This is a genomic window from Sporomusa malonica (assembly GCF_900176355.1).
GTDB classification, from domain to species: Bacteria; Bacillota; Negativicutes; order Sporomusales; family Sporomusaceae; genus Sporomusa; species Sporomusa malonica.
Genome location: NZ_FWXI01000006.1, coordinates 163,907 through 182,789 on the forward strand (window position 1 = coordinate 163,907; position 18,883 = coordinate 182,789).

General features: G+C 41.2%; 21 protein-coding genes. All 21 read right to left on the bottom strand.

What is annotated here, in order from left to right; translation table 11 throughout:
• Window positions 1-14: 14 nt before the first annotated feature.
• The 21 genes from B9A22_RS09070 to fliM are packed head-to-tail and all read right to left on the bottom strand — an operon-like array spanning window position 15 to window position 18,817.
• Complete coding sequence (locus tag B9A22_RS09070) at window positions 15-365, bottom strand: hypothetical protein (protein ID WP_084575401.1); 351 nt, start codon at window positions 363-365, stop codon at window positions 15-17.
• A gap of 48 nt (window positions 366-413) precedes the next feature.
• Complete coding sequence (locus B9A22_RS09075) at window positions 414-2,036, bottom strand: flagellar assembly protein A (RefSeq protein ID WP_084575402.1); 1,623 nt, start codon at window positions 2,034-2,036, stop codon at window positions 414-416.
• 38 nt (window positions 2,037-2,074) lie between these two features.
• Window positions 2,075-2,836 carry a FliA/WhiG family RNA polymerase sigma factor gene (locus tag B9A22_RS09080; protein ID WP_084575403.1) on the bottom strand — a complete coding sequence of 254 codons (762 nt, stop codon included), beginning with the start codon at window positions 2,834-2,836 and terminating at the stop codon, window positions 2,075-2,077.
• Window positions 2,837-2,853: 17 nt separating this feature from the next.
• On the bottom strand, window positions 2,854-3,174 hold the full coding sequence (locus tag B9A22_RS09085) for a hypothetical protein (protein WP_084575404.1): 321 nt from the start codon (window positions 3,172-3,174) through the stop codon (window positions 2,854-2,856).
• A 16-nt stretch (window positions 3,175-3,190) separates the two neighbouring features.
• Window positions 3,191-3,676, bottom strand: a complete 486-nt coding sequence (locus B9A22_RS09090) for a chemotaxis protein CheD (protein ID WP_084575405.1) — start codon at window positions 3,674-3,676, stop codon at window positions 3,191-3,193.
• On the bottom strand, window positions 3,676-4,296 hold the full coding sequence (locus tag B9A22_RS09095) for a chemotaxis protein CheC (protein WP_084575406.1): 621 nt from the start codon (window positions 4,294-4,296) through the stop codon (window positions 3,676-3,678). Before B9A22_RS09095 ends, B9A22_RS09090 begins: the two co-directional genes overlap by 1 nt.
• Window positions 4,297-4,330: 34 nt before the next feature.
• The gene (locus tag B9A22_RS09100) at window positions 4,331-4,795 is read right to left on the bottom strand and encodes a chemotaxis protein CheW (RefSeq protein ID WP_084575407.1); all 465 of its coding nucleotides are present in this window, start codon (window positions 4,793-4,795) and stop codon (window positions 4,331-4,333) included.
• 15 nt (window positions 4,796-4,810) lie between these two features.
• Entirely contained in the window at window positions 4,811-6,880 is a 2,070-nt protein-coding gene (locus tag B9A22_RS09105) for a chemotaxis protein CheA (RefSeq protein ID WP_084575408.1), read from the bottom strand.
• Between the two features lie 30 nt (window positions 6,881-6,910).
• Window positions 6,911-7,960, bottom strand: coding sequence for a protein-glutamate methylesterase/protein-glutamine glutaminase (locus B9A22_RS09110; RefSeq protein WP_084575409.1), 1,050 nt, complete (start codon window positions 7,958-7,960; stop codon window positions 6,911-6,913).
• A 27-nt stretch (window positions 7,961-7,987) separates the two neighbouring features.
• Window positions 7,988-8,653 carry a flagellar brake protein gene (locus B9A22_RS09115; RefSeq protein WP_342747821.1) on the bottom strand — a complete coding sequence of 222 codons (666 nt, stop codon included), beginning with the start codon at window positions 8,651-8,653 and terminating at the stop codon, window positions 7,988-7,990.
• Between the two features lie 24 nt (window positions 8,654-8,677).
• On the bottom strand, window positions 8,678-9,559 hold the full coding sequence (locus tag B9A22_RS09120; RefSeq protein ID WP_084575411.1) for a MinD/ParA family protein: 882 nt from the start codon (window positions 9,557-9,559) through the stop codon (window positions 8,678-8,680).
• A 4-nt stretch (window positions 9,560-9,563) separates the two neighbouring features.
• Complete coding sequence (gene flhF, locus B9A22_RS09125) at window positions 9,564-10,652, bottom strand: flagellar biosynthesis GTPase FlhF (protein ID WP_084575412.1); 1,089 nt, start codon at window positions 10,650-10,652, stop codon at window positions 9,564-9,566.
• A 1-nt stretch (window position 10,653) separates the two neighbouring features.
• Window positions 10,654-12,720: a flagellar biosynthesis protein FlhA gene (gene flhA, locus B9A22_RS09130; protein ID WP_084575413.1), complete on the bottom strand. Its 2,067-nt coding sequence runs from the start codon at window positions 12,718-12,720 to the stop codon at window positions 10,654-10,656.
• Between the two features lie 19 nt (window positions 12,721-12,739).
• The gene (flhB, locus tag B9A22_RS09135) at window positions 12,740-13,885 is read right to left on the bottom strand and encodes a flagellar biosynthesis protein FlhB (protein ID WP_084575414.1); all 1,146 of its coding nucleotides are present in this window, start codon (window positions 13,883-13,885) and stop codon (window positions 12,740-12,742) included.
• Window positions 13,833-14,618 carry a flagellar biosynthetic protein FliR gene (gene fliR / locus B9A22_RS09140; protein ID WP_084575415.1) on the bottom strand — a complete coding sequence of 262 codons (786 nt, stop codon included), beginning with the start codon at window positions 14,616-14,618 and terminating at the stop codon, window positions 13,833-13,835. The genes flhB and fliR overlap by 53 nt, the downstream gene beginning before the upstream one ends.
• Window positions 14,619-14,664: 46 nt before the next feature.
• Window positions 14,665-14,934 (bottom strand): flagellar biosynthesis protein FliQ, encoded by a 270-nt coding sequence (gene fliQ / locus B9A22_RS09145; protein ID WP_084575416.1) that lies wholly within the window; start codon window positions 14,932-14,934, stop codon window positions 14,665-14,667.
• Between the two features lie 12 nt (window positions 14,935-14,946).
• Entirely contained in the window at window positions 14,947-15,681 is a 735-nt protein-coding gene (gene fliP / locus B9A22_RS09150; protein ID WP_084575515.1) for a flagellar type III secretion system pore protein FliP, read from the bottom strand.
• A gap of 53 nt (window positions 15,682-15,734) precedes the next feature.
• Window positions 15,735-16,307 (bottom strand): flagellar biosynthetic protein FliO, encoded by a 573-nt coding sequence (fliO, locus tag B9A22_RS09155; protein ID WP_084575417.1) that lies wholly within the window; start codon window positions 16,305-16,307, stop codon window positions 15,735-15,737.
• A 10-nt stretch (window positions 16,308-16,317) separates the two neighbouring features.
• Window positions 16,318-16,680 (bottom strand): response regulator, encoded by a 363-nt coding sequence (locus B9A22_RS09160; protein WP_084575418.1) that lies wholly within the window; start codon window positions 16,678-16,680, stop codon window positions 16,318-16,320.
• A 39-nt stretch (window positions 16,681-16,719) separates the two neighbouring features.
• The gene (gene fliY / locus B9A22_RS09165; RefSeq protein WP_084575419.1) at window positions 16,720-17,820 is read right to left on the bottom strand and encodes a flagellar motor switch phosphatase FliY; all 1,101 of its coding nucleotides are present in this window, start codon (window positions 17,818-17,820) and stop codon (window positions 16,720-16,722) included.
• The gene (gene fliM / locus B9A22_RS09170; RefSeq protein ID WP_084575420.1) at window positions 17,813-18,817 is read right to left on the bottom strand and encodes a flagellar motor switch protein FliM; all 1,005 of its coding nucleotides are present in this window, start codon (window positions 18,815-18,817) and stop codon (window positions 17,813-17,815) included. The genes fliY and fliM overlap by 8 nt, the downstream gene beginning before the upstream one ends.
• Window positions 18,818-18,883 lie beyond the last annotated feature (66 nt).

Below are 18,883 nucleotides of genomic sequence, written 5' to 3' on the forward strand. Positions count from 1 at the left end.
GCAGCACCTCGTAGTTACATTTTTATATCAATAATATGGCCAAGCACGGGGTCCTGACCGATAGCAGCGTTTTCGGAATTCTCTTGATCAGAAATTTCTACCTGACCATCGGCAGTATTTTGCTGCGGATAGCGATTAGAACGCTGTTTACTGTGTTGATCTTTTGTTTCATCACGTTCTACCTTTCCACCCTGACCTTTCACCAAGCCTTGAACTTGCTGCTGTCTTACTTCTGCTATTTTTTGCATTTGCTCAGCAAACTGCTGCTGTTGCAACGTACCTTGCTGGGTAATACTGCTCTGATGTTTTTGAGCTTCTGTGGCTCTTGGAATAAGCACCTGCATATCAATTGATCTGATGCTCATTTTGCATCACCGCCCAATCATAAATTTAAGCTGATTGGTGGATTATCGCTACTTATAAGAACCTGCTTTAATTTCCCCGTCTTCAGCGTAGAAACTGGCAAACTTGATAGAATCCCGGACTGGCTTTACCAGTGTTCCTACCACCAATTTAACTCCTGGATAAACAATATCAGATACTTTAATATGCCCATAGCGCATTTCTTCCAGCCCAAGTTCAATTTCAGCAATTCGGTTGCGCATAGTTTCAATTTGACCAATTAGATGAAATTGGGCTTTAGTGAGTTTAAGAAGCATCTCGCGCTTCTCTGGCGGCAAACAATTTTGATCCATAGCTCTTAATATAGTTAGCGCCTTCTGCGCTTGCTCAAGATTAAATTCGAGTTTTCTCACTTCTTTGCGTACCTCTTGGTACTCTTCACGCAATTGAGGATTTACACCGACTTCAATATCAGTGTTCGTTGCTGAACCAGTACCAATAATTTTTGCCCTGATTTCCTCACCAGCCGATATCTGGCCGCCTACGATTAAACCGCGGCGCTCTTCCACGATTACCCGTTTGGCAGCATTTACCTTGCTGTGCAGAATAACATCGCTTACAATAACATCCTTGCCGGCATGAACTGTTGCATTTTCAATATATTTTGCGACTACATTCTCAGTTGCTTTGATATAACCTCTGTGCATGCCTTGAATCCCCATACGAACAGTAACATTTTTTCCTTCGACAATTCCGCCGCTGATATTGCCAGCAATCTCAACATTACCTTCGGCTTTAACACTAAACCCGGTTTGGACCGACCCCTGAATCAGTACGCTGCCAACAAATTCAATGTTACCGGTAGATAAATCAACATCACCCTTAATCTCAATAATGGGTATTACGTTTATTTTATTATTAACAGCAACAAGCTGGCCGGCTTGCGCAGCATGTACCTTTAAACCTTCAATAGCATATACATTTTTTCCCATCGGTACCATTATATCTCTGCCTGGCTTAGCTGGAACTTCATTCCCCAAAATATCAATTCCAGCCGTACCTGGTGTAGGCGGTATCTTTTCTGCCAACAACTCATCTTTCTGAACAGTGGTGAACATATTGAGATTTTTAAAGTCAACCCGCCCGTCTTCTAACTCAACAGGACGCCCTTTATTCTCCAAATCTATATAATAAGTAATATAGGCGTTAGCCCCATCGACAGGCCTTAACCCTTTTGCACAAACGACTGTACTCCCAGGTCGAGCAATTGCCGATTCAATTGCCGCAAGGTCAATTCCATAAACTATACCAGAACCTTTCGCCTTGCTCATAATGTCATCAACAGTTAGTAAACGGCAACCCTTCGGTAGATCAACCTGTAACGAAGCTTCCATTCTATCACGTGCGACCAGAATCTGAATATCTGGTTCAACTTCGGCCGGCTTCTCAGCAACCTTAACCGGAGTTCCCAACGCCTCTTTTACAACACGTAAAAGCAAAGTGTTGTCCACTTTGCTAATCCCGCGGCCAGCCAAGTTCTCAATGATCTGTGGGATTTTTACAGGGTGCCCCGCACCTTGTGGCGGGTAGACAGCTAAATAAACGCCCTGATCATCTGTTGAAATATTAAAATATCCGTCAAGGGAACTAATTTTATCATCAGCCTGTTCTAAAAAGCGTTCATTATCGCTCATATGTCTCCCCCATCTCAATACCACTAAATGATTAAAATTCAAACAAGACTTGATTTTAATCTTGATAAAGCGCCACGCAATCGGAAGATGGCCTTAGTGTGAAGTTGTGAAATGCGCGCTTCCGACAATTTTAAAATTAAACTTATTTCTTTCAGTGTTAGTCCGTCATAGTAATATAGACTAACTACCAAACGTTCCTTCTCCGGCAGCTTGTCTATACTTTTTGCTAGCATAGCTTTTACATCTTCTTCTTCAAGGTGTTGAGACGGATTTGGCGTGTGCTGTGAAGCAGTCTCCGTTCTGGTAAACTCCTCTAATGGAATAAGTGTACTGGTATTCAAATGATTGATAAGTGTGTATAATTCACTAAGAGAAATTTTCATTGCCATAGCAATTTCTTCATCGCTTACCGAGCGACCAAGCCCATGTTCTAACTTGGCTACGGTCTGTTCATACTGCCGGGCTTTCTGCCTAATTGTAGCAGGAACCCAATCCTGGGCTCTAAGCGAATCTAGGATAGCTCCCCTGATACGTACAACTGCATAGGTCTCAAATTTAACGCCTCTGTTAGGATCAAAACGCTCAATGGATTCCATAAGTCCTAAAAAGCCATTACTGATTAAATCATCCTTGTCTACATGCTGAGGGAGACTGACTGCAATCCGACCTGCCACTAGCTTAACTAATGACAGATAATTCTCAATAAGCTTTTCCCTAATCTCTAGGTTGCGGTTAATACAATATTCTTGCCAAAGCTTGAGTGTGTTAGCAGCCTTCTGTTCAGCGTCATTACCTGCCATTAACGCTTACCCCCATCCTACTTTTGAGTTAGTGTTATATTTTCAAAGCTTTCAGGATTCAGGGGCTTAAATTCCGAAGCTGGCAGCTCATCCCCGTGTTCGTCAAGACTAATAACATCAATCGGCTTGCCCGCCGGCGCTGTTTCATCAAGTTTTTCCCGCAGGTAACGTTCAGCAAATTGCCCAGATGTATATCCTAATATCGCAAAAAGGACTACAGATACTAATGCCCGGTATAAAATAACAGTTGGTGTAACACTGCTCATAACACCAACCAATAAGGTCAACATGCCAGCAATAAGCGCCATATATAGGCCGACCCGTAACTTTAGCGTCATAGTCCTTCCTCCAAAATTACAGTTCTTTTTCACCTTTATCAATAGTTTTTACTCGAAAAATCCCTGTATCCAGTTTCAATTCGACTGTGCGTCCATAGTTGCCACCAGTATCTTCGGCAACTAATCTAATCTCCAACTTTTTAAGTATTAACCGTACTGCCTCAGCATTACGTTCACCCACTCGCATAATATCAGTAGTATTGGTAAACGTAAACATTTGTGCACCGCCGGCAATCTTAGCTGTAATCCGCGATCTGACTGCCCCCATTTTAATGATTTCACTAAGCATCAAAGGTAAAGCAGTATCAGCAAACTTTGCCGGATTATCAGCTGAACGGGCTTGCGTACTGTCCGGCAACATAATATGAGCCAAACCTCCGACCTTTGTAATCGGATCAAATAAAGCAATCCCAACACAAGATCCTAATCCGTAACTGATTAAACTATCGGGATTACGCCCAACCTTGTAATCAGCCATTCCTACTTTTATTAGTTCCGCCATTATTCCTTCACCCCAATTGCCGTCAAAATTGTATTGAGGGAACCGGGGTCAGGAATAAGGAAAAAATGCCCCTTTACACCGTCATTATCAGTAGTAAACTCGGTCTCTATAACCAAAGCATGATCACCCATTTGCCCTATCTGAATCAAAATGACACTTAGAATAGCTCCAGCCATATCAATCGCTAAAGCAGGAATAGATGGCAGCAATGTTAATTTGGTAAAATGGGATAGAGCATTCAAATAAGCGCCTGCTAATATGTTACCAATTTCCATTAAGGCTGATTCATCCATGGAATTAAGAAGCTGAGTTTCACCTTGAGTACGCCCCATTAGCATATCAACCAGATAAAAGGCACTTTCACGGGGAAGGAGGAATAAAATACTGCCAGGCGCCGGGCCAAAAACTCTGAGATAGACGCCTGCTACCATTGCATCAGGACCACCCACCACCTCAGGCACTTCACCTAAAGGTAAAATTGATACCTCAGGAACTGTCATATCAATTTTTTGATTAATGAGTTGGGATAAGGCTGTTGCGGCATTGCCGGCTCCAACATTACCAATCTCCCTCAAAGCGTCTAACTGCAATGGCGATAGTTTCAATATATCTTCAGACAAATTTCTCCACCCCTTTAACATCTGTAGCTAAATATTAGCCAGCTTTAACTTCCTGGCCTATACCAATTATCGCATCTGCGTTAAGCAAGATTAAAAGCCGGTCTTCCATTTTACCTACACCACTCAAATAGTCAGCAGCAATACCACCTACTACCGCTTGTGGAGGCTCAATGTTATTTTGATCAATTGTTGTTACTTCTGACACAGCATCAACAATCATACCAATAGTTATATCCTCAACCTTAATAATAATTATCCGAGTATCATCTGTATAATCCTGCTGTGGTAAATTTAACCTTTTTTTTAAGTCAATAACTGGCAATACACTGCCACGCAAATTCATTACACCTTTTATGTAGTCAGGTGAATGCGGCACACGGGTAATCTCGGTCATTCGCTTAATCTCCTGGACCTGCAGGATACTGACACCATACTCTTCGCGCCCCAGTTTAAATACTACCAACTGGATTTCATTGCCGGAATACGTTACCTCAGACATCTTATTCCCTCCTGCTTATTGCTTTAATGCGCCAACATCCAGAATAAGCGCTACTTGACCGTTACCTAAAATAGTAGCACCAGCAATAACTTTAATGCCAGCCAACAATTTGCCCATAGATTTAATTACGATTTCTTGCTGCCCAATAAGTGTATCGACAATTATCCCTGCACGATGTTCACCCATATGAACAATTACGACAAACAATTCATCCTGATTATGAGTGCATGTATTAGGAACATTAAGGACATTTGCTAAACGCACAATGGGAATGATTTGTCCCCTAAGCAGGATAACTTCTTGGTTTTGAATAGTTTTTATATCTTCTGGAGTGATATTTATTGTACTGTCAATTGCCCCTAGCGGGATGGCATAAATCTCTTCACAAACTTTTACGAGTAACGCCTGAATAATAGCTAATGTTAACGGCAGTCGAATCTTGAACTTACTGCCTTCATTAATTCTCGTTTCAACATCTACCATGCCGCCTAATGATTCAATCTTAGTCTTAACGGCATCCATGCCTACGCCACGCCCAGAGACATCGGTGACTACATCAGCAGTGGAAAAACCGGGTAGAAATACAAGCCTGACGGCCTCTGCCGGTTCCATTTTATCTGCTTCAGCTTGAGTAATAAGCCCCTTTTCCAGTGCTTTTTGTTTAATGATATCGGCATTTATGCCTTTACCATCATCTTCGACCATTATAATGACATTATTACCTTCATGGCGAGCAATTAGGCGAATTTCCCCGACAGGATTTTTACCTTTAGCCTGACGCTCAGCCGGTTGCTCAACACCATGATCAATAGAATTTCTTAAGAGATGCACTAATGGATCGCCGATTTCGTCAATAACAGTACGGTCAAGCTCAGTTTCTTCGCCTTGGATTATAAGGTTAACCTCTTTATTCAACTCGCGTGACAAATCACGAACCATTCGTGGAAAGCGGTTGAAGACTTGGCCAACCGGAACCATGCGGACTTTCATGACAACTGCTTGTAAATCTGTAGTGACCCTATCCATTTGTTCGATTGTCTCGACAAGTTCAGCAAGCCGGTGAGTTAAACCTATTTGCTCAAGCCTCGTTTTATTAATAACTAACTCACCAACAAGATTGAGTAAACTATCCAGCTTGTCAATATCCACCCTTACCGATTGACCACTTTTAAGTTTTTTATCAGCTACAGATGCATGTTCATTAATAGTTGGCTTGTCAGGTTTATCTCCCGCAGTCTTTTTGTCAATTTTATTAATTTCCAAGCTTTCTGATTGTGAAATAGAATTTTGCAGTGATCTTTGCTTATTATCGGGAGTTACTGATGAAACAACGGTAGCGTTCTCTACTTCCGAAATACTTAAGACAGTATTCTCAATCTTTTCAGAGTCAACACCGGTCAAAATAAGAACTTGAAAAGTATGGTCAAAGTTTTCTTTTTCCAACTCTTCAACGGCTGGGATACTCTTAATGACTTCACCAAGTTCCTCTAAGGCATTCATTACCATGTAGGCTCTGGCAGATTTAAGCAGACACCCTGTCCGCAGGGTAACATGAACTTCATAACACTCAATACCCTGCTTTTTTGCAGCCTTGACAACATTAATCTCGGTCTCGTCGAGTTTAATGGCTTCGATTAAATTAGACTCCTCGTCAGATCGATTCATTACAGGCTGTGCCATTTGAGTTTTAGATGCCGCAAAAAATTCACCCTTGGCAATAGCTACAAGTTTTGAAATAAGCGGTTTAATGTCAATGGGATTATCAGCGTTTGATGCTACATTCTCTACTAATTGCTCTAATGTATCAACACATTTGAATAAAATATCCGTAATATCGTCATTGGCCTGAAGTGTTCCTTTACGTAACAAATCAAGAACGTTCTCCATTTCATGGGTTAGCTCAGCAATTGTAGTAAAGCCCATAGTGGCAGACATGCCTTTTATGGTATGAGCACTTCTAAATATTTCATCAAGTACCGATAAACTCCCTGGGTCATTTTCGAGATCAAGTAAACAATTGTTTAATGTCTGCAGATGCTCTCGTGATTCTTCTAAAAACATCCCCATATATTGACTAATGTCCATCCATCAACACCCCCGTATCACATTTTCTGCTTATTGTTTAGATAAAGCTCTAAGTATTTCAGCGGCTACACCAGTAATAGGTGTTATTTTATCAACTACACCCATTTCAATTGCTGATTTCGGCATTCCAAATACAACTGCCGTTGATTGATCTTCGGCAATGGTTTGGCCGTTCTGGCGCTTGATAGCCTGGATTCCTTTAGCTCCGTCATGCCCCATGCCGGTTAAAATAACCCCAATTGCCTTACTACCAAAAATACGTGCTACTGATTCCAGCATGGGATCTACTGCCGGCCTATGCCCACCAAGCGGGGGATTTTGATTAAGTTTAATAACTGCCTTCCCCCCTTCTCTTTCTACTACCATATGGTAATCTCCTGGTGCAATTAGAACTAGACCTGGACGTATAATATCATTATGCTCGGCTTCTTTAACAGTAACAGAAGATAATGAATTTAACCTCTCAGCCAATGATTTAGTAAAACCAGGCGGCATATGCTGGACAATAACAATTCCGCAGGGAATGTTACCCGGGAGCTTAGTGATAATCTCCTGCAAGGCGCGAGGCCCTCCAGTAGAAGTACCAATAGCAACAATGCGTCCGTCCGCAAACACCCCCATCGGCGGAGACGTTTTTAGCGATGTGTTTAACATGTTTGCCGGTTGCACCTTTACAAGCTGAGAAACATTGGCTTTTACGGCTTCCCTGCATTTGCTCAATATCTCAGCTCGTATTTCTAAAATGTTGGAAATAGGCCCAGCTGTTTTAGCAACAAAATCAACAGCACCTAACTCAAGGGCCTGCAAAGTTGCCTCAGCGCCAGCTTGAGTTAAACTGCTAATCATAACTACAGGTGTCGGGCATTCTTTCATAACCTGTTCTAATGCCTTGATGCCATCTAATACCGGCATCTCAACATCCATTGTAACTAAGTCAGGCTTAAGACGTTTCACTTTATCAATTGCGTCTTTGCCGTTACGAGCAGTATCAACAACCGTAAAATCAGCTTCACTTGCAAATAAATCGCTCAGAAGCTTACGCATGAATACAGAGTCATCTACAATCAGCACTTTTATCACACAAGCTCACCACCAATACGCTAAAAGTCATTCCAGGCCTTTACGACGCTGCTCAAGTTGCCTTTTGAAGATAAATTTAATAATATTGCCACGGTCCTTTTCGTTAATTTCCAGAAACTTAATCCCCACCCAAAATACCTCTCTGTCCGGTTGGGGCTGTTGCACCCTGATAACTTGACTTCTCAAGGTAACTGGCCCAATTTCAGGATAGTTAACTGTAATCAATAGATTAGTACCAATATGCCAATGGCGGTTAATAGCTATTTGTACGCCGCCGCCACTAATATCTTTTGTTACTGCATTAATTATTTTATCTTCGACTACCTTACCATCAATAATTTCTGCAATTTGTACCGGCAAAGCAGTGTCAATCCTAACAAAAGCTCGCTGTTGAATTTTTTTCACATCGTAAGGCAGAGTAATAATCCACGCTGGCAGAGGCTGAAGCTGCTTGGCAATCAAAGAGGTTGTAAACTCATACGCTACACAATCTTCCACTAACCGCCCGAAAAATACTTCACCCCGCTGCAGCATTATAGGTACTCCCTTACTCATAGGCATGGCAATAACCATATTATCTGTAATATCTTCAATTCGACTGCGGTATTTCTCGGCAAGCCCACTCCGGTTGGGCACAATAACTTCGATACGCTGATTAATTTTAAAAATATCTTCAGGCTTAATACTAATCAGAACCTCCTCCTCACCATAGAGGAACTACCAGATAAATTCTAAAAACTTATGAAAAAATCCTCTCATCCCTCGAGGCTTATGAGTATTTTCGCCATAAAGTAAACGTTGAGCAATGTTCTCAATACACCGAGACGATATGGCATCTGGGAATGACATTAAAAGCGGTATCTGGGTTTTAACAGCTTTAACCATATTGCGATCTTCATATACATAACCAAGGTTATTGATGGATACATCAAGAAACCTCTGGGAAACGCGCAGTAGTTTGTCTACAACCATTTGACCTTCGTCAAGATCTAAGATGCGGTTAACGACCAATCGAAGCGGTGCAACCCCATTTTGTCCCGTATACGCTTTCATCATGGCATACGCGTCGGTAATGGCTGTAGGTTCAGGTGTGGTAATAATAATAACCTCATCGGCAGCCATAACAAAATTTAAGACATTACGACTAAGACCAGCCCCTGTATCAACTAAAACAATATCAGCCCAATTATCAAATAAAGATATTTGGCCCACAATATGCTTTAGATGAGCATCACTTAGATTAGCCAAATGATAAATTCCAGATCCTCCGGCCATAAATTTAATGCCGCGTGGGCCTTCAGTGACAACATCATTAATATTGAGCCCATCTTCCAACAAATTAAGAATATTATAAGCAGCTGAACACCCCAACACAACCTCAACATTGGCCATCCCTAAATCGGCGTCAATAACTAATACCTTTTGGTCAAGTGCCGCTAAAGCCAGCGCCAGATTTACAGTAAAATTGGTCTTTCCCACACCACCTTTACCACTGGTAACCGTGATTACTCGGCTTTTAGGACTTTGCTTAATAATCGGACTTTTAGGGATTGAAGAATTTAGTGTCATTTGACGTAGTTTCTCAGCTTGATCACTCATTTTTTTAATCCCTCAAAATCATATTTGCCAATTTAGTAGAACTAGCTAACTCAATATCATCAGGAACACTCTGTCCTGTAGTCATATAAGATACTGTTGTGGGAAAGTGATACAACAAATTAAGAATGGTTCCTAAATTACTTGCTTCATCAACTTTAGTAAACAAGAACTTCTGCGGAGAACAAACCGAAAACTTATTTACTATTTCTAAGGCATCTTTATATTTAGTTGTCGTACTCAACACAAGGTGTGTCTCGATATACGGATCAACGGCTAAAAGCGCCTGCAGCTCAGTCAACTGATAGTGATTGCTAGGACTACGCCCAGCAGTATCAATTAAAACTAAGTTTTTATCATTGTGCCTGTACAGGGCAGCTTTAAGTTCATCTGGAGAATACACAATCTCTATTGGAACTCCAATAATGTCGCCATATATTTTCAGTTGTTCAACGGCTGCAATACGATAGGTATCGGCTGTAACCAATGCTACCTTATACCCTTCTTTTAATGCAAAATTAGCAGCCAATTTAGCGACAGTAGTAGTCTTGCCAACACCTGTTGGGCCAATCAAAGCCACAGTCTTGCAACCCGAAGGTGATATATCAATACCATCAATTTTTTGCAAAAAATTCACAATTCGGTCAAGTAGAAGTTTGCGAACAATACTTTGATCACTGCCGACAAGTGATTTTTCATCAGGCAGACCTTTTACGAGATTAGCGGCAATAAGCGGCTCTATATCATTCTTTATTAATAAGTCCATGAGCGAAGAATATTGCTTGCTATTTTGGGGTAACTGGCATAGCACTTGCTCTATCATTTTTCGCATATTGGACATCTCAAGTTGGAGCGCCGTCATCTGAGTATCATCAGTAGCAGCAGGCACAACTATCTTAGGTTTTTTCTCAGATATTGTTGCTGCTGCCGAATCCACTGCAGCCATAACTTCCACCATTTCTTTACCAAAAAAACCAAAAATAGCTCCTTTTCGGAAACGGCGAGTATGCAATATAATGGCATCCCGGCCTAAATCCTGCTTAACCTGAGCCATTGCTTCAGCCATATTTTGTGCTGTAAATAGTTTAACTTTCAAGCTATAACCTCACCATCCCTAGCGCCTGCACTTCGATTTTTGCATCCAGTTCAGCGTATGATAAAATAGTTAAGTTTGGCGCTACCCGTTCTGTTAATTTGCGAAAATATAACCTAGCTCCTGGGCTAGTAAGCACTACTGGCTGATAACCCATATTGGTAAGTTTCGGTAGCTCATTTGTAAGACTGCTGATAATCGCTTGAACCCGTTGGGGTTCCAACGCAACATATGAACCTTGTTCGGTACGCTGTACAGCGTTAATTACTGTATTTTCGAGCTGTGGGTCGATAGTCAGACATGTTAAAATATTGTTATTCACAAACTGCTTAGAGATTTGACGGGCTAATGCATGACGAACATACTCAGTTAAAACTTCCGTGTCTTTGGTTAGCTGAGCATAATCAGCTAGCGTTTCAAAAATTGTTACTAAATCCCTGATCGAAATTTTCTCACGCAGCAAATTCGAAAGTACTTTTTGGATTTCGCCAAGCGACAGGAGATTTGGTGTCAGTTCATCAACTACTGCCGAATTGTTTTGCTTTACAGACTCAATTAAGGTCTGTACTTCTTGACGTCCCAATATTTCTGCAGCATGTGACTTGATAATCTCGGTTAGATGAGTCGCCAGCACTGAGACTGGATCAACCACTGTATACCCGGCAAGTTCAGCTTGCTCACGATAAGATTCCTGAATCCAAAGCGCAGGTAAACCAAAAGCCGGCTCAACAGTTTCAATTCCCGGCACTGGCTCAAATGCTGCTCCTGAATCCATAGCTAAAAAATGATCAAGCATTAATTCGCCTCTGGCAATTTCAATTCCTTTTAATTTTATCACGTAGATGTTGGGTTTAAGCTGAATGTTATCGCGTATCCTGATTGTTGGAACAATCAGTCCAAGCTCCAGCGCACACTGACGGCGAATCATTACAACCCGGTCTAATAAGTCCCCTCCCTGACTGACATCCACTAACGGAATCAGGCTATAGCCAATCTCCAGTTCCATGGGGTCAACCTGCAGCAAAGAAACAATATTCTCAGGCTTGCGCACTTCTTCTTTTTCTTTTTCTTCTTGCTGAGACATTTCCATCTGAACTTCAGACTGCTGAGTCCTTATAAGAAGATAACCAATTCCCCCTGTAATAAGACTAAGCAGAAAGAACGGAAAGCCTGGTAATCCAGGGATAATACCTAACAAACACAATACACCTGACGCAATAAAAAATATCCGAGGGTTATTAATTATTTGTCTGGTAAGATCTTTTCCCAAATTAGCCTCAGATGCAGCCCGGGTTACAACAATACCAGTAGCAGTAGATATTAATAGCGCAGGTATTTGGTTGACTAGCCCCTCACCGACTGTTAACAACGTATAGGTCTGTAACGCCTGCAGAACATCCATGTTACGCTGAAGCATGCCGATAATAAAACCGCCAACAATATTTATAATAATAATAATAATGGCGGCAATTGCATCACCTTTAACAAACTTACTTGCACCATCCATAGCACCATAAAAGTCGGCTTCCCGCTGAATATTTTTGCGGCGATCACGAGCCTCTTTATCAGTAATAAGTCCGGCATTAAGGTCGGCGTCAATACTCATTTGTTTACCAGGCATAGCATCCAGCGTAAAGCGAGCCGCAACTTCGGCAACACGTTCTGCGCCTTTGGTAATTACGATAAACTGAATGATAATCAAGATAACAAATACGATAAAGCCAACTACGGCATTACCACCTACTACGAAATTACCAAAGGCAGCAATTACCTCTCCGGCATGGCCGTCAAGCAAAATTAGACGGGTTGAAGACACATTGAGCGCCAATCGAAATAAGGTAGTTATTAAAAGGAGTGACGGAAATACCGAAAACTCCAAAGGCTCTATATTGTAGACCGCCACCATCACAATGATTAAAGCCAGAGTAATGTTAAGCGTCAAGAGCAGATCAAGGAGAATTGTCGGCAACGGAATGATCATCATTACCACGATAGTAATAATGGCAACAGATATCATAATGTCGCTGTATTTTTCCAGACCTGCAAACAGCCTGGATTGTTGAGTAGCCATTATTTATTCGCTCCTTCTACTAGGACAGGCGTTTCTTTAAACGGTATACATAGGCTAAAACCTCTGCAACTGCCTGATATAACTCAGGCGGTATCACATTGCCTATTTCAACAACAGGATAGAGTGCTCGGGCTAGCGGTTTGTTTTCCACTACCACAATTTTATTTTCCCGTGCTACCTGTTTGATACGTTCAGCCAGAAAATCCTGGCCCTTTGCCAAAACTACCGGAGCTGACATATTCTTATCATACTTTAGAGCAATCGCCAAGTGAGTAGGGTTTGTCACTATAACATCGGCCTTGGGTATTTCCTGCATCATTCGTCGCATAGCAATAGCCCGTTGCTTTTCTTTAATTTTACCTTTAATCTGCGGATTGCCTTCAGTTTGTTTGAATTCCTCTTTTATTTCTTGCTTAGACATTTTAAGACTTTGGTTATGCTCCCACCACTGATAAAAATAATCACAGGCTGCAAGAACCATCATAACGGCGATAATCTGAAAAGCTAGGTCAATCGTTAAGGAACCAGCTAACTTAAGAGAGTCAATTAACTCCATGCTAATTAGTTTGGGGATATTAGCGGTCTGACTAATAGCAAACCGGTAAATAAAGTAACCGATAATAGCTACCTTAAAAATAGCCTTTACAAGCTCAACAAGTGATCTTTTAGAAAACAGGCGCCCAAAACCAGTTAAAGGGTTGATTTTGTTAAAGTCTGGCATTAGAACATTCGTTGAAAAAATAACTCCAACCTGCATATAGTTAACCGCCACTGCTATTACCATAATAACTAACAGAATTGGAAAAACAGTTTTTAAAAGAACCAGAATTACATTCAAAAATAATATATGAATAGAATTAATAGTGAAATCTGTTGTCGCCAAGCTAGAGAAGATTGCTTTCATATAGCCAGCCAATTCAGTATAAATACTAACACCTAGCAACTTCAGCGTATAGAAGGCACCCATAATTATAAATACAGCACTAATTTCAGTACTTTTTGCTACTTGGCCCTTATTTCTAGACTCTTCCTTACGTTTAGGAGTAGCATCTTCTGTCTTTTCACCATTAAACAATTGTAAATCAAATGTGTTAAATTTATACTGATTATCTTTAAACTGGCGCGAAGCTTCCGAGGAGGCGATAAATATCGTGGAAAGAACCATTGAAAATCACCTCCAAAAAGCCTATATAAAATGGCAAGGCCAAAGATAGTACAAAAATGCCGACAATAATTTTGCCCGGCACACCAACAACAAAAATATTCATTTGAGGCATAGTGCGGGCTAAAATACCAAGCGCCACATCAGTAAGCAACAGTGAGACCAATACAGGCAAACTAATTTTTAGTGCAATTACAAAAATACTAGTAACCATATCAACTGCAATAGTAGCTACATCTGCCCTAAAAACTCCTTCAGTTACCGGAATAAGCTTAAAGCTTGAGAATAAAGCTGAAAGAAAAAGATGATGACTATTACTTACCAAAAACACCAACATTGCTAAGATATATTTAAAATTACCAACAAGTGGAACCTGTTGACCAAATTGGGGATCTAAGACATTAACAATACCAAACCCAATCTGAGTATCAAGAAGCGAACCAGCCATCTGTATTCCATAAAAAATAAATGAACAGGCAAATCCTAGAATTAAACCAATCATAAATTCCCCAATTACAAGCGCTACATAAGGCAACAGAGAATCGGGAGCAACAAAAGTAGGTCGAATTAAAAGCGGCAGTAAAATATAGGATATTATTAATGACAGCCCTGCTTTGACTATTACTGGAACGTTGCGGGAACCAAATATAGGGGCTGATGAAAAGATCCCGCTAATTCGCGCAAACATCAGCAAGAAAAATCCTACCTGATTTTGCAGTAAAGTAAATAAATCCAATATGTCTTACCACCTATCTAATATATGGGGGCTGGCCTCCTTTTAGCTAATGTATCATATTGGGAAGACTTAAAAAAAGCTCCCGTGTATAATCGACAATCAGGCTAAGCATCCACGGCCCAAAAACCAGTATGGCGACAAAGACGGCAATAATTTTAGGAATGAACGCAAGTGACTGTTCCTGTATTTGCGTTGTTGCTTGAAATACGCTTACAAGGATACCAACTATTAGACCTAGACCCAGCATAGGGGCTGAAACCAGCATGACCATAGCTAACGCATCACGTCCAATTTGGATGGCCATATCTCCCGACATCGGCGCCCCCCCCTAATTAAAACTAGTAACCAATGACCGGACAATTAGATGCCAGCCATCGACTAGAATAAATAGTAATATTTTAAACGGCAGAGATATCATAACAGGCGGCACCATCATCATGCCCATTGCCATAAGAGTGCTAGCTACCACCATATCAATTACGATAAAAGGAATATATATTAAAAAACCAATTTGAAATGCAGTTTTTAGTTCACTAATAACAAATGAAGGGATTAAGACAGATGTTGGAACATCCTCTGGCGAATTGGGCCGCGGCGTTTCTGATAAGTTGACAAACAGTGCCAAATCATTTTCGCGAGTCTGTTTAAACATAAACTCTCGCATCGGCTTCATAGCCTCAGTCATGGCTGTTTCCTGAGTAATTGCCCCAGTAAGCATAGGCTGCAACGCACCCTTGTTTACCTGGTCAAAATACGGTGACATAGTAAAGAAAGTTAAAAACAATGCAAGGCCAACTAATATTTGATTTGGAGGCATTTGCTGAGTTCCCATTGCACTTCGTAAAAATGACAATACAATAATAATTCTCGTAAAGGATGTCATCATAATTAGAATCGATGGCGCAAGTGAAAGCACCGTTAGCGTCAACAGAACCTGCAGACTAAGGGCTGTGTCTTGCGGGCTATTAGCTTGCTCCACCCCAATGTTAACATTGGGAATAGGTATCAGTGGAGCTGCCTCAGCTATCAGCGGAAATGCCACTGCCAAACCTATCGCTAACAGCCAAACATGATATTTGCATGTTTTTAAATAGTTAACATGTCGTGACACTCTATTTACCTCTTCCTAATGTCGTTCTCATGCTCCTTCTCGTTTAATTCGCGAGTGTCTGAACCAAAAGCAGCGGGAAATCTTTTATTCAACTGTTTAAGGGAATTTAACTGACGGTGAAAAACATTTTCAAACTGCTCAGGCGGTAAATTATTATTCATTGGAACTTTTAGTTGCTCAATATCCTCCAGAGCGGTAATCTCCTTGAGCAGCGAAATACTGTGTTCAGTAACGCCCAAAACCATAAACTTACCTGCTATCTCTACTACGTAAACAGCACGATTAGCGCCTAATGATAAGGTAGCATGAATTTTTCCGCTATTAAGCCCTGTGGAACCATTGATTCTCTGTGCTAAAAATCGAGAAGTAAAGTAGGCAAGACCAAGAACTAAGAGAAAAGTTAATACTAATGACACAATATAACCACTGGCCGCAAGCCAAGAGGATGCTGGCGGCTGCGGTTCTTGATATTTAAGATATTCACCTGTTTCTCCAGCGGCCAACCCATGGGTTGTAAACAACAATGTAATTAAAAAAATTACTAACATACTACCACAGAAGCGCTGATGATTTAACATGAGTAACTGGCTAACCGACTGCCTTGCGTACAGCTTCAAGGACACGGTCAGGCTGAAACGGCTTAACGATAAAGTCACGCGCTCCTGATTGAATTGCCTCAATAACCATAGCCTGCTGCCCCATTGCACTACACATGATAACTTTGGCGGCAGCATCAATTTTCTTAATCTCTTTTACTGCAGTAATTCCATCCATTTCCGGCATGGTAATATCCATAGTTGTCAAATCGGGCTTAAGCTCCTGATATTTTTCTACTGCCTTAAGACCATTCTCCGCTTCGCCAACTACATCGTAGCCATTTTTTGATAAGATATCTTTAATCATCATTCTCATAAATGCAGCGTCATCTACAACTAAAACTCGAATTGCCATTAAACTTATCGCTCCTATCTCAAATAAAATTTGGAATTACTACTGAAGATTGTGAGCCCGTTCCAAAGGACTCACTATATCGGTAATCCTCACGCCGAAGTTTTCATCAATTACCACGACTTCACCTTTGGCGATTAGTTTACCATTAACCAGAATATCTACAGGCTCGCCAGCAAGTTTATCAAGCTCAACGACTGAACCTGGCGTCAATTCCAGAATATCGCGAATTAATTTGCGGGTGCGCCCGAGCTCTACAGTTATCTGTAGCGGTACATCCATAAGGAGACCAATATTAGTATCAGTACCAGGCATGCCTACCGGCTTTAATGGTGCAAACTGAACCGGCTGTACAGCAACATTTTGCGCAGGCTGCGGCGCTGCAGGTTGCGCGTAGGTGGGGGCAGGCTGTGGCGTAGCTGCAGGTTTAGGAGGTGCTGCAGGTGTAGGCGGTGGTGAGGCGGCTGGCTGAACAGCACTCATCAGGTTTTCCACCATTTCCTTCGCAACATTAAGCGGCAATATCTGCATAAGCTCACTGTCAATTAAATCTTCTACTTCCATACGGAAAGACACACGTACTAATGCATCGTCACCGGAAATAATATTTGTAACATTGGGGTCCAGTGCAAAATCTAACAAATTAACCTTAGGTGGAGCTATATCTACTTTCTTTTTGAAAATAGTGGATATTGAGGTTGCCGTCGAACCCATCATCTGATTCATGGATTCGCTAACAGCACTCATATATAGTTCATTCAATTCTGATGGCGGGTTAGTTCCCTCTCCACCCATCATTAAATCGGCAATAATGAGTGCATCCTGTTCACGCATAGCAAGAATATTAGTTCCTAATAAACCATGAGTATAGCCGACTTCAATGACTAAATACGGAAGTGGATATTGACGTTTTATTTCATTTAAATTTGATATTGAAACTTTGGGAGTAGTAATTGATACCCGTCTTCCTAAAAGCACAGACAAAGTAGTGGCAGCAGTCCCCATTGATATATTTCCAATTTCGCCCAGAGCATCTTTTTCAATATCTGACAATTCAGACCCAGCCGGAGATGGCGAGGCTGCAACTGGTTCGCCTCGTAGTAAAGCGTCTATTTCCTCTTGGGACAGAAATCCGTCACTCATCATTATCATCTCCTTGGGAAATTACTTGAGTAATTTGAATCGCATTTTTTAGGCCAACTAAACCGGGTTTGCACTTAAACTTTTCCCGGTTGCCGATAATTATACTTAAGTCACTTTCAGCTTTAGTTTCAAGTTGTAGCACATCGCCCACGCCTAAATCTAATAGTTCGTGAACGGTAACAGTAGCCTGTCCAAGCTCAACAATCACCGGTATAAGCGTTCTTTCCAGTTTCCGCTGCAGGGCATTTACTGTTTCCGGCGATGCTTGTTTGGCAGCGGCAGAAGCCACCCAAAAACTCGTGGTAAGTTTAGACATAATTGGTTCAAGCACTAGATAAGGAATACATATATTCATTAACCCTTCAGCCTGACCAATTTTAGCTTGAAGAGTAATGAGCACCACCATGTCATTAGGAGGAACAATTTGAGTAAACTGGGGATTGGTTTCCAAAGCCTCCATACGGGGCTCAATGGTTACAACTTGTTTCCAGGCTTCCTGCATACTTTCCATGCACTTGTTGATTACACGCCTAATGATAGCTTCCTCAATATCAGTCAAAGAACGTGGTTTAGCCGGCGGCGAACCTAGACCACCAAACAACCTGTCAATAATAGCCAATACAATATTAGGATTCATCTCCAATATTGCGTTACCTTTAAGCGGACGCATCTGAAAAATACTTATAACGCTGGGATTTGGCATTGAACGGATAAATTCTTCATACGTCAACTGGTCAACAGAAGCAACATCAATATGAATAAGAGTCCGAAGATGCGCTGAAAGATAGGTATTAATCAGCCGGGCAAAGTTTTCATGAAGCATATAAATAGTTCGTATTTGATCTTTAGAAAACTTATCCGGGCGCTTAAAATCGTATGTTTTGATTTTGCGCTGTCTCTCTTCGGTTTTTATTTCCTCAGCAGTTACAACACCGGTAGACAAAGCTGACAATAGTTCATCTATCTCGGCTTGCGATAAAACATCTGGCCCTGCCAATCTTTCCCCTCCTTTCGCATCAGAAAAAAGATAATCTATCAAAAATAATCATATTAATCAATAGTC

What these genes read in the sequence shown, in the direction of transcription:
- B9A22_RS09070 (WP_084575401.1), bottom strand. Translation starts at nt 365, where the DNA reads ATGAGCATCAGATCAATTGATATGCAGGTGCTTATTCCAAGAGCCACA.
- B9A22_RS09075 (WP_084575402.1), bottom strand. Translation starts at nt 2,036, where the DNA reads ATGAGCGATAATGAACGCTTTTTAGAACAGGCTGATGATAAAATTAGT.
- B9A22_RS09080 (WP_084575403.1), bottom strand. Translation starts at nt 2,836, where the DNA reads ATGGCAGGTAATGACGCTGAACAGAAGGCTGCTAACACACTCAAGCTT.
- B9A22_RS09085 (WP_084575404.1), bottom strand. Translation starts at nt 3,174, where the DNA reads ATGACGCTAAAGTTACGGGTCGGCCTATATATGGCGCTTATTGCTGGC.
- B9A22_RS09090 (WP_084575405.1), bottom strand. Translation starts at nt 3,676, where the DNA reads ATGGCGGAACTAATAAAAGTAGGAATGGCTGATTACAAGGTTGGGCGT.
- B9A22_RS09100 (WP_084575407.1), bottom strand. Translation starts at nt 4,795, where the DNA reads ATGTCTGAGGTAACGTATTCCGGCAATGAAATCCAGTTGGTAGTATTT.
- B9A22_RS09105 (WP_084575408.1), bottom strand. Translation starts at nt 6,880, where the DNA reads ATGGACATTAGTCAATATATGGGGATGTTTTTAGAAGAATCACGAGAG.
- B9A22_RS09120 (WP_084575411.1), bottom strand. Translation starts at nt 9,559, where the DNA reads ATGAGTGATCAAGCTGAGAAACTACGTCAAATGACACTAAATTCTTCA.
- flhA (WP_084575413.1), bottom strand. Translation starts at nt 12,720, where the DNA reads ATGGCTACTCAACAATCCAGGCTGTTTGCAGGTCTGGAAAAATACAGC.
- flhB (WP_084575414.1), bottom strand. Translation starts at nt 13,885, where the DNA reads ATGGTTCTTTCCACGATATTTATCGCCTCCTCGGAAGCTTCGCGCCAG.
- fliQ (WP_084575416.1), bottom strand. Translation starts at nt 14,934, where the DNA reads ATGTCGGGAGATATGGCCATCCAAATTGGACGTGATGCGTTAGCTATG.
- fliO (WP_084575417.1), bottom strand. Translation starts at nt 16,307, where the DNA reads ATGTTAAATCATCAGCGCTTCTGTGGTAGTATGTTAGTAATTTTTTTA.
- B9A22_RS09160 (WP_084575418.1), bottom strand. Translation starts at nt 16,680, where the DNA reads ATGGCAATTCGAGTTTTAGTTGTAGATGACGCTGCATTTATGAGAATG.
- fliY (WP_084575419.1), bottom strand. Translation starts at nt 17,820, where the DNA reads ATGAGTGACGGATTTCTGTCCCAAGAGGAAATAGACGCTTTACTACGA.